Consider the following 10,930-nt stretch of genomic DNA (forward strand, 5'->3'; position numbering starts at 1 on the left):
TTACCCCAATTCATATTTACAAAAAATCAACCACCTACCTCACCCCAAAATAGCAGGTATTTTTTCCTTTTCCTTCTTTCCTCAATTCTCCTGATGCAACCAATTTTCGCAGTGCACCTTCAATAGAACTGTCACTGAGTGTAGGGCATAGCTCCCGTATATCCTGCTTATTGAAACGTCCAATTTTATTATGACTTGCTCTCCGTACCATTTCAAGTGCAGGTAGTTTTATTTCAACCAACGCCATTCTGTCTTCAAAATCTTTATAGGCAGCAAGGATGGTTCCAAGTAAATATTTGATAAATGGCACTACATCTTCTGTTCCATCATGCCAGCCCGGCTGAGCCGCAGCAAGAGCCTCATAGTACAGGTCTTTATTCTTGGCAATCTTTGCTTCCAATGAGACATACTTTCCAACATAGAATCCACTCCGATACAACAGTAATGCAGTGAGCAGACGGCTCATTCTTCCATTTCCGTCATTGAAAGGATGAATGCATAGAAAATCATGTATAAAAACAGAAATGGCAATAAGTGGCTCCAATTCCATATTTCCTATGACACGATTGTATTCCTCACAGATTCTGTCGAGTGCCTCCTGTGTTTCAAATGGAGCAAGTGGTGTAAACAGCACTTCAACATGTCCATCTGGATAAGTAGCACTAATATAATTCTGTACATTCTTTGTTTGCCCTGCAAGCGGATTGTTCATATGGCTATATAACATCTTGTGCAGTTGCAAAATATAATTTTTTGTAATAGGAATCACATCAAAGCTATCATGAATAACATTCAGCACATCACGATAACCCGCAATTTCCTGCTCATCCCGGTTCTTAGGTGTTGTCTTTTCTTCAACAAGCTGACGAATTCTGGTACTCGTCGTAACAATGCCTTCAATAGCATTAGATGCCTCGGTACTTTGTATTTTTGCAATCTCTACAAGTTTATCAAGTTCCTCTGGACGCTGCTTCAAATACATCTCCTGTTTTCCAGCTTCTTTATAAATAGCAGCAATTAACCCTAAAATCTCTGAATCCCATTTCTGATATTTAATTGCAGAATAATTGAAGTTTCGCATTCCCTTACTTCTCCTTTCTTTTCCTTAAATAATAGTGTTAATTAAGGGAATAGTCAACAAATTAAGCGAATTATCTCATAGTATTCTATCCCAATTAAAGAAATATTATTTTTACCTATCTAATCCTTATTCCTCTCCATCTCTCTCTGAATCCAGGTCATGATCACATCCACAAGATACTCCTGCTGTATCTGGCTCAATTTCCTGCCCGGCTGTATCTTATGCCATTTTCGGATGCACTCCCTGCAGCAGGTTGCAGTTGCATGCTGTGCGATAAATACCGGATGCCCTTTCATCGGCGTCTGTTTTCCATCGTTTGGAATAACCGCCGGAGCTTCCCGCTTTGCAATAAAGTCCTGCGCATGCTGTCTTATAGTATCCAGTCCTTTTTCATTTATGTAATCAATATCCTTCTGCTTTAAATGAAAGCTGCTTCGGAACTTGGAATTACCAAGTCTCTCAAATAGCTGCTTATACCATTCCTCTTTTGTCATCAAAATTCTCCAAACTTCTTATGGCATCCTAACACTTCCTGTTAGAATGCCATCTATAACCATAAATACTATATTATTTTCCCCCATGCTCCTTCACGACCAGTCTGCCTCTTCCGCTTTCCTTCGCCTCGTATAATGCATTGTCTGCTTCCTCATATAACCGGTTAAAGGTTGCTTCCGACTTAGCAATAACTGCGCCCATAGAGATGCCGGTACCTCCCTCTGTAGATTTTACTGTCAGATTTACTTTGTCAAATATCTGCTGGGCATGTTCTTTGATCGCCTTCTCCGGCACACTCTTATTGAAGAACATCATTACCGCAAATTCGTCCCCACCCATACGACTGGCAAAATCTTCATTTCGTAAAGACGCAAGCAATGTCTGGGCGACTAAGATCAGATATTTATCACCATTATGATGACCATAGGTATCATTATATTGCTTAAATTTATCAACATCTATCATGATCATCATTGCATTAAAATCACCTGATAACAGCTTCATCTCCATATCATTCCGAAAAGCCGCATGATTCAAAAGGCCCGTCAGGGAATCTGTACGATATGTATTCTCCCAATTCCGCAATCTGACTTCCGCCTTATTCTGCTCTGCATCTGTCAGGATCTTCATGGAATAAGTACTCGATACATCTGAAATAATAATCTCTGCACGATCCTGTTTAACTGCCGAATCGTAAAAGACACGTCCATAGCAAAAGACATAAATATCCTTTCCATCCTTTCGATGGAGTCTGTGTTCCTGCAATACATATGTACTCTTAGCTAGATTGGCATTTGTCCGACACAAATATTCTGTCCGATCAGCTTCAGGGATCAGGTCCATCTGATTCATGGAATTTTTTTCTACATCCTCACCGGAATAACCTGTCAGCTTCTCGAAATTATCATCCACAGACAAAATATTCCATGAACCATCCAGCAAATATCTGCTGCATTGCACTGTATGTACACAGAATGCTTCCTGAAGTGTACTGTTATCCTCCGGTTTTGCCACTTGTCTGTGTTGAGGTTTTTCCTTCTCCTGCCTGAACTTATGAACTCCCTTTACGGTATCAGAATAATTCTCTGATATCATTTGAATAAACTCGGAAACAATAAACGGATCAAATTGTGTTCCGGCGCAATTTTTTAATTCTTCAAGTGCATCGGATACAGGCATTCCATTTCTATATGGACGGTCACTTACCATCGCATCAAATGCATCAACAACAGCAATTACACGTGACAGTACCGGTATACTCTCCCTGCTCAGTCCGTCCGGATAGCCTTTTCCATCCCATCTTTCATGATGATGTCTGATTTCCTCTGCGATCTGCTTCAATTCTACATTACTGTTTGCAATATCGTAGCCCTTTTCAACATGTGAACGCATGATCTTCCATTCTTCATCGGTAAGTTTTCCCGGTTTGTTCAATATCTCCATCGGAACACCGATCTTTCCGATATCATGAAGCAGACAGAGAAGGGACAAGCGGCTTTGCTGTATATCGGATAACTCTATACGTTTACCAAGCTCTGCACCCATAATCTGTGTACGGCGAACGTGATGCTCCGTATCACTGTCACATTCCTCAAGTGCCCGTATCAGAGATACCAGCATATCCGAATGAATGGATTTGCTGTCTACTAATTTCTTTGTACGCATAGCTTTAGTTGTATTTCGAATGCTTTCAACTATACTGTGTGTCTCATCTTCTACCACACTGACTGCATACTGAATACTTCCGTCGAACTTCTCCTTAAGTTTTCCGGCACATACTGCCATCTCATCTTCACTGCTTCGGCTACACAATGCTATAAGATGTGCCTCGGTTCCTCTGACATAATATGCCCTTTCAGGAAAACAGGTTCTCATATTTTCTGACAACAAGCGGATTTTCTGATCACCTGCTTTTTTTCCAAGTGTGCTGTTGATAACAGACAAACTGTTAATATCACATACAGCAACTCCTACCGGGAACGTAAAATGATCATTTTTTTCCAATGCAAGCTGTTTGAAATTTTCCCATTTCTGAAATCCCGTAAGCATATCCGTCTCAAGTGCGGTATCTGTAAACACGAACATCTGACCAATCTTATGGCCTTTTTTATTTTCAAGCTTCTTTACATCGCATCGCAATGTCTTTTCTTCCGTTTCCGACTTAATATAGCATTGCAGGGAAAAGCTGTCGTCATCTGATTCCGGATCAAACGACAATCCATATACATTCAGGAAACTCTGAAGATCTTTACATTTGGTCAACAGTTCTTCTCCCAGGAAAAAATCAGCTCTTTCATTATGCAGAATCAGGCGCTCGTCATCATCAAACAAAACGATGCCCTGCCCTATATTTTCAAATATACTTGTCTTCAATTTATTCAACATCCCATGTGTGGAATAATCAAAGCAGCTCCAATAAATGATAAATGATACTATACTGTACCCTCCGATCGAGTAGTCCAGTAAATTCACTACGGATTCGCCCGGTAAAAATAAAAAGATTGCATTTATCCCTACAATAATAAGAATTCCTATGATAACACTTAAATACTGCCAACGATACTCATGCGGAATCTTACAGATCTTCCGAATCAATAAACCTACCACCAATAACACCATTACATACGAAAATATCAGATGGAGCTCATACAAAGGCTTCATGTAATAGCTATACTTTGCAATCAACGTATCCCGTGGTTTATATTCAATTGCAATTTCCATAAATGGATTAACTGCAAACACGATCAATTCATATATACAATATAAAAAGCAGAATGCTACTATCCATTTCCCATATCCGGAAAACTTTCCTTTTGTGAAATAAACTGTGAAAATTAAAAGAGAGACAAGCATAAAATCTATACTTATAAAATATATGCTCGACATAATCGCCATGCACATATAGGAATCACTTATGATACTGATCAGATAACTAATATCTACAATAGCCGCACCCATACAGGCAAACCCCAGAAATCTACCTGTTGTTTTATTCTTTTCAAAGGATTTTACCGCTAATAGTATATCTGTAGCAGCAATAATAATTGATATGACTATATATGCATTGATCATAACTGTCTCATTCATAGAAAACCTCCCATATTCAGGCAAAATCTGAGTTTATTTTACTATTTTTGAGGCAGTATGGCAACACCTATGCGTATCACAAGCGCCGGCAGTTTAGTTGAAATGTAAAAATTCTTGTCGGCTATCACTTTTCGCCACCTGTCGCAAATGGCAAAAATTTTTCCAGTTTCCCATTTGTTTCTTTTAAGATTATCAGATCCTTATACTGCACCTCATTTGCACTATCTTCTATATTTAATGTATAAGAAATATAAGTCTTATCTGCTATCTGATAGGTAGATGCATACTCTGAAAGAGAGTGGTCTGCCGATACATCCGGCATCGTATCTGATGCCTTCTGCATTTCATCATATGTTGCTACTTCTTTAAATTCATCCTTATTTACATCATAAAGATATCTTTTACTGTTATCTGACATATAAAATTCGACAAATTTTCCATTTTCTACAGCTTTCACACAAACATATGGATATCCCTGAATCTGTGTCATATCAAGCGGACGAAAATCACAATATCCAACCAAGTTATTTTTTGAAAAATCATATACCCATATTCCTATGTAGTCATACATAATTATTTTCTTGTCATTACAATATAGGATCTGTGGCATCGTTGCCCCGAGCTGCATATATTCTTTTCCCACTTCAGATGCGATCACCTTATACGCATTTTCTTTTCGATTGCTTATCAATATAAAACATCCGGCAAAAATAAATATAACTATTACTGCCGCAACCGATAACCACTTAATCCAGCCATGTTTTTTCTTTCTATCTACTTCAGTTATATATCGGCCATCCAAATCCTGCAACAGCTCAAACATATCTTCTCTGTTCATAATTCGAACCCCCTTTCTGACAAATATATGCGTAATTCTGCCCGCATTCGATTTAATATCACCGATACATAATTCTCCGTCATATTATACCTGTCAGCAATATTTCTAATGCTATCCGCATACCAGTATCTGCATACAAATAATTGCCTCTTTCTTTGGGATACATTTGCCAGATACTCATTTATAGTTCTAATTAATTCTTTCCGTTCTACTTCATCCACAGGAGTATTTCTCTCTGAAATGATATCTTCTAATTCATCTAAGATCAATTTCGTTTGTCCTCCACCCCTTTTGGTCGCCGTGTTTTTCTTATATCTGTCAAATGAAAGATTTCTTACAATTTTCCCTAGATAAGTTGACAACCTAACCGGTTTTTGCGGTGGTATTGAATTCCATACCCGTAAATAAGTATCATTTACACATTCCTGTGCATCCTCATAATTTCCCAGAATATTATTTGATATTGCATAACAGTACGCCTCATATTTTTCCTTTGTTTTCAAAATCGCATTTTCATCTCTATCCAGATACATCTGAACAATCACCTTGTCATCCATTCAAATACCTCCTTCTATCTATATACACGACTTTTCAACAAAAATCTTACAATATTCTTTATCTCTCCCCCACCGAATTTTCCAGCACTCCATAAATGCAATCAAAGCAGCCGGTTCCGCTTCGTATTGCGATTAAACCGGCTGCTCCATCCATTCATCGATTACAACAAGGTCCCGGCAACAACATCAAAGTCTTACCGATCTCAAGCCCTTTTTCGTCAAATCTCATAACTGCCTTCTGTCTTTTTATTTAAAAAAAGAGAGATGTCTCGCTTTTTTCAAAAATACATCAACAAAAAAGATATTGTCAAGTTTTTTCCAAGCTCCTATTGTTTATAAATTATCGTTTATTCAGTACCAGAATCTTGTTTGAAAAATTCCTTACAGCCGGAATCTTTCCAAGCACCTTATATACAGGAACGAATTCTTTCATCCCCTCTACCAGACTGATATCTTTCTCGCTCCGGAAAGAAGGTGCCACACTCTGAAATGCTTTTCCGCTTTTCACGCCCCAGATGAATTTCGCCTGGCTTCCCTCTATGGACTTCTCTTTCATATGCTTCACAACAAATGGTGCCATTACCTCAACCAGAACCTTTGCCTGTGTAAATGTCTGATCAATAATCCCAAACATCTTACGCACATCCTGCTCCGTTAAATACATCGTAAGCCCTTCTATGACCACCAAAACCGGTTCTCCATGATACTCGATATCCAACGTATAAGATGGATCTGTTGCAGACTTAGCGATCTGGTAAACAGGGCCATTCTCCTCAAGAAAACGACTTCGGATATCCATGGTCTCCGGAAGATCAATATTGTACCAACGTTGATATTTTCCCTTCATCCGGTAACACCGGGTATCCAGTCCACAGGCAATATTTACAACAATGGCATCCGGATGCTTGGTCAGATAATCATTTACCAGACGATCCAGTACGATCGTTCTTGCAATTACACCGCTGCTCATCAGCTTATCGGATTCCGCCTTTGAGAAATCATAATCTAACCGGGATACAATCTCGATTGCTTTCTTATCATAGATATGGTGATTCTCTTTTTCGGATTCTACCGCTCTTGCAAATAAAGTCTGAAGCATCGTCTCCGGTACTCCCTGTACTCCTACCTTTGTTTTAGCCTGTTCTCCTGTTGTTCCTGTCTGCATTACTTTTCCTTCACTCATAGCTAATTCTCCTTTTCTATATTTACATAACAAACGTTATTTTTTGTTATGTTGTATAAAAAGAGCCCCACAGCTACATGCTGTGAGGCTCTCTTAGATTCTGTATTAATTTGTCTGTTCCACCCATTGAGTAGATCCCGATCTTCTCAACCAGATACAAACTATCTTCCATACTATAATTTCCTTTAATAATCTCCAGACATCCATCCAAACGGATCTTTGCCAGTATCTTTACAAGCTTCTCATCCGGCTCGCAATCCATCCGGCTCTTATAAAATGTATATATCGACTGCTCCATCAGTTCTTCTGCCTTGGAACGGTACATTTCATAACAGCTTCCTTGTGCCTTCTCCAGAATGACCACCGCTTCTTTTCGGTGTTCCAGAATAAATCGCATCATCTGAACATCTAACTGCTTACCAAGCTCCGGCTCTGCAAGCTCTAACTCCATACATCTGACAAGCAATTCTTCATACTGCACAACCAGTGGTTCAAAAATCTCCCGGAACAACGCTTCTTTATTCTTAAAATAAAAATACATTGCACCGGTTGTAACTCCTGCCCGGCTGCAGATCATTCGAAGACTTGCTTTATTATAGCCATGCATGAAGAATTCGTCTAATGCTGTCTGTTTGATTTTCTCTATTGTGTTTTCCTGATCATTCATCATAACACATGTTATGTTAGACGTTTCTAACCAAAATGTCAAGTATTATTTTCCGGTCACGCTCTTTACCTTATAATTTCTGACACCCGAAGTCTTCTTCTCTTTTATTTTTCTATCACCCGACATATTTTCCTGCATAATCTGTGTCCTCTATCCCACATGATCTTATAGGAACAACAGTAATACAATATACATTTATTTTACTTACATAATCTTTCCATCCGTTGAAATTGTAACCACATTCCATGGAAGGAATTTGCCGCTGTTCTGAAGAGCATTTTTTACAGCCATCTCAATACCACCACAACACGGGACCTCCATTCTCACAACCGTAATGCTCCGGATATTATTATTCCGGATGATCTCTGTCAGCTTTGCAGAATAATCTATCATGTCAAGCTTCGGGCAGCCCACCAAAGTGATATGTCCCTTAATAAAATCCCGGTGGAAATTCGCATATGCATACGCTGTACAATCCGCCGCAACAAGCAGCTTTGCTCCATCAAACCAAGGGGCTGTCACCGGAACAAGCTTAATCTGTACCGGCCACTGGCGCAGCTCTGACTCCTGCTGTCCCATCATCGATGCTAACTGCTGTGCAAGCTCAGGTGATATTGCACCATTCTGCGCAGTCTTACTCCCAGCTTCAACAGCTCTTGTCTTTTTGTCATACTGGTCTCTGTTAAATGTTTTCATAGCCGTACCCGGACAACCACATGGCAGAGGTTCTCCTGATGGATTGCCTGCTTCATTTGCCATCTTCTCAGCTTTTGCCGCCAATACCGCCGCCTCATCATAGTCTGCTGCTTCACGCTCAACAAATGTAATAGCCCCGGTCGGGCAGGTTGGAAGACAGTCTCCCAGTCCGTCACAATAGTCATCCCGAAGCAGCTTTGCCTTACCATTCACCATCCCGATCGCGCCCTCATGGCATGCCGATGCACATGCCCCACAGCCGTTACACTTTTCTTCATTAATTTCTATAATCCTGCGAATCATCATTTTTCCTCCTGAATACCCGATACCTGATCATTCTATGATATTTGCTGTTATATTTGTCGCTTCATTGATGGACAATATACATCATAGCTTTCTTTCATCACTTAACTGTCAATCAGGTTCTTGATTTTATGTGCTTATTCTAATATACTTATTTCAAAATGTATGTTGGATTTCCAACAAAATAACATTTAAGGAAATGGAAATTTTATGAACAAATCTGATCTTACATCCTATATTGATACCCTGTCAGCCTGTCGCCTGTTTACCGGCATCGATGAACAGAATCTGCCGGCCATGCTTACATGTCTGGATGGAAACCATATTCATGTAAAAAAAGGGAATCCCATATTCGTAGAGGGCGATCCAGCTCGCTTTATCGGAATCATCCTTACCGGAACAGCGCAGGTGATCCGAGAAGATTATTATGGAAACCGAAGCGTTATGACAAATTTACAACCCAGTGATCTGTTTGCAGAAGCCTTCTCCTGCGCAGGTCTTTCTACTGTACCAGTCAGCGTCTTTGCCATGACTGACAGTGATATTCTGCTTCTGGACTGCCATCATCTTCTGACCTCATGTTCGAATTCCTGTGATTTTCACAATACCCTGATCCGGAATCTGCTGCATGAAATTGCCTGGAAAAACCTTGCGTTAAATCAAAAAATACGCTATATGTCAGAGAAAACAACCCGTGATAAATTAATGGCATACCTCTCCGATCAGGCAAAACAGAATCATTCGGATACCTTCACGATTCCTTTCAATCGTCAGGCACTCGCAGACTATCTCGGTGTAGAACGCTCCGCCATGTCCGCTGAAATCAGCAAACTAAAAAAAGACGGAATCATCGACACTCAAAAGTCGACCTTCCGCCTACTCTAAAAACATGCTTGCAAAGAGCATTCTTATTATATAAGTTCGTGACATAAAACATCACACGGACGGTATATATATCTTTATTGCGCAGAACACTTTCGTTCTATCCTCATGTAACGGTACTAAGCTCCCGCTTAATAGCGGATCGCTAAGGACCGACATTCGGACAGGTCTGCTTCATAAAATATATATACCGTCCGTGTGATGTTTTTGTTCATTTCCTATTTTTCAAGAATGCTCTTTGCCAGCTTCTGCTGCTCCTCTGTTGGAGGATCGATTCCCTCTAATTTATAAGGGATTCCAAGTCTCTCCCACTCCTGAATACCCAGCTTATGATATGGAAGTACCTCTACCTTATCCACTGTTTTAAGAGTATCTATAAATTCTTTTGTCTTCTTCAGATCATCCTCATCTGTCGTAATTCCCGGAACAAGTACATGTCTGATCCACATATGCTTGCCATGATCGGACAGATACTGTGCAAGCTCCAGAATATTCTGATTTGAGAACCCTGTTAATTCACGATGCTTATCATCATGAATCTGCTTAATATCAAGCAGAAAAAGATCTGTAAGGCTCATCAGTTCATTGAACTTTGAGAAGAACGGTTCTTCTCTGGTAAATGGATTTCCGGCCGTATCGATCGTAGTATGGATACCCTGCGCCTTCGCAAGCTTAAAAAATTCGATCAGGAAATCCATCTGAAGTAAAGCTTCACCACCGCTTACAGTGATACCACCCTGACCTTTCCAGTATGGCTTATAACGAAGTGCCTGCTTTAACAGATCTTCCGGAGTTCTGGCCTCGATCTTAACACCTTTATCTTTGAGCAGTTTTGTATTCTCTTCAATTTTTTTCTCAAGTGCTTCTCTTTCATCATCGCTGACATCGTCAGCATACAGTCTGCTGTAATCTGTTACAAGATTCCATGTCTCTGGGTTATGACAATATTTGCATCTCATCTTGCATCCCTGTAAAAATACAACAAATCGAATTCCCGGACCATCGACTGCTCCAAAGCTTTCTGTTGAATGAATATATCCTAAAATCTGTTTCTTTTCCGGCATGTTCCACCTCTAAGTTCTTTCTATTATTTTACACAATTACACATTAAACAACCACGACTATGCATCTGTTTCCACCA

10 protein-coding genes are annotated in these 10,930 nt (G+C 39.8%); 1 reads left to right on the forward strand and 9 read right to left on the reverse strand.

The annotated features are described in order from the left end of the window. Positions 1 to 34: 34 nt before the first annotated feature. The 8 genes from DWY07_RS01260 to DWY07_RS01295 all read right to left on the reverse strand — a co-directional run bounded on the left by DWY07_RS01260 (position 35) and on the right by DWY07_RS01295 (position 8,907). Positions 35 to 1,081 carry a Fic family protein gene (locus tag DWY07_RS01260; RefSeq protein WP_117821993.1) on the reverse strand — a complete coding sequence of 349 codons (1,047 nt, stop codon included), beginning with the start codon at positions 1,079 to 1,081 and terminating at the stop codon, positions 35 to 37. Positions 1,082 to 1,200: 119 nt separating this feature from the next. After that, positions 1,201 to 1,575 (reverse strand): DUF4186 domain-containing protein, encoded by a 375-nt coding sequence (locus tag DWY07_RS01265; RefSeq protein WP_117821994.1) that lies wholly within the window; start codon positions 1,573 to 1,575, stop codon positions 1,201 to 1,203. Between the two features lie 73 nt (positions 1,576 to 1,648). Continuing rightward, the gene (locus tag DWY07_RS01270; protein WP_117821995.1) at positions 1,649 to 4,663 is read right to left on the reverse strand and encodes a diguanylate cyclase; all 3,015 of its coding nucleotides are present in this window, start codon (positions 4,661 to 4,663) and stop codon (positions 1,649 to 1,651) included. A 124-nt stretch (positions 4,664 to 4,787) separates the two neighbouring features. Continuing rightward, positions 4,788 to 5,501, reverse strand: coding sequence for a hypothetical protein (locus DWY07_RS01275; protein ID WP_021944122.1), 714 nt, complete (start codon positions 5,499 to 5,501; stop codon positions 4,788 to 4,790). After that, positions 5,498 to 6,058: a sigma-70 family RNA polymerase sigma factor gene (locus tag DWY07_RS01280; protein ID WP_021944121.1), complete on the reverse strand. Its 561-nt coding sequence runs from the start codon at positions 6,056 to 6,058 to the stop codon at positions 5,498 to 5,500. The genes DWY07_RS01275 and DWY07_RS01280 overlap by 4 nt, the downstream gene beginning before the upstream one ends. Positions 6,059 to 6,398: 340 nt before the next feature. Then, positions 6,399 to 7,241 (reverse strand): class I SAM-dependent methyltransferase, encoded by an 843-nt coding sequence (locus DWY07_RS01285; RefSeq protein WP_021944120.1) that lies wholly within the window; start codon positions 7,239 to 7,241, stop codon positions 6,399 to 6,401. Positions 7,242 to 7,314: 73 nt separating this feature from the next. Beyond that, positions 7,315 to 7,911 carry a TetR/AcrR family transcriptional regulator gene (locus tag DWY07_RS01290; RefSeq protein ID WP_117821996.1) on the reverse strand — a complete coding sequence of 199 codons (597 nt, stop codon included), beginning with the start codon at positions 7,909 to 7,911 and terminating at the stop codon, positions 7,315 to 7,317. Positions 7,912 to 8,112: 201 nt separating this feature from the next. Next, complete coding sequence (locus tag DWY07_RS01295; RefSeq protein ID WP_021944117.1) at positions 8,113 to 8,907, reverse strand: 4Fe-4S binding protein; 795 nt, start codon at positions 8,905 to 8,907, stop codon at positions 8,113 to 8,115. 210 nt (positions 8,908 to 9,117) lie between these two features. Here DWY07_RS01295 and DWY07_RS01300 point away from each other — a divergent pair, with 210 nt between their 5' ends. Next, positions 9,118 to 9,792, forward strand: coding sequence for a Crp/Fnr family transcriptional regulator (locus tag DWY07_RS01300; RefSeq protein WP_117821997.1), 675 nt, complete (start codon positions 9,118 to 9,120; stop codon positions 9,790 to 9,792). Positions 9,793 to 10,007: 215 nt separating this feature from the next. On the opposite strand, the gene DWY07_RS01305 is transcribed toward DWY07_RS01300, so the two are convergent. After that, the gene (locus DWY07_RS01305) at positions 10,008 to 10,853 is read right to left on the reverse strand and encodes a radical SAM protein (RefSeq protein ID WP_021944116.1); all 846 of its coding nucleotides are present in this window, start codon (positions 10,851 to 10,853) and stop codon (positions 10,008 to 10,010) included. Positions 10,854 to 10,930: the final 77 nt, after the last annotated feature.

It is taken from the genome of Clostridium sp. AF23-6LB, from assembly GCF_003461085.1.
In the GTDB taxonomy this organism is placed as follows: domain Bacteria; phylum Bacillota; class Clostridia; order Lachnospirales; family Lachnospiraceae; genus Coprococcus; species Coprococcus ammoniilyticus.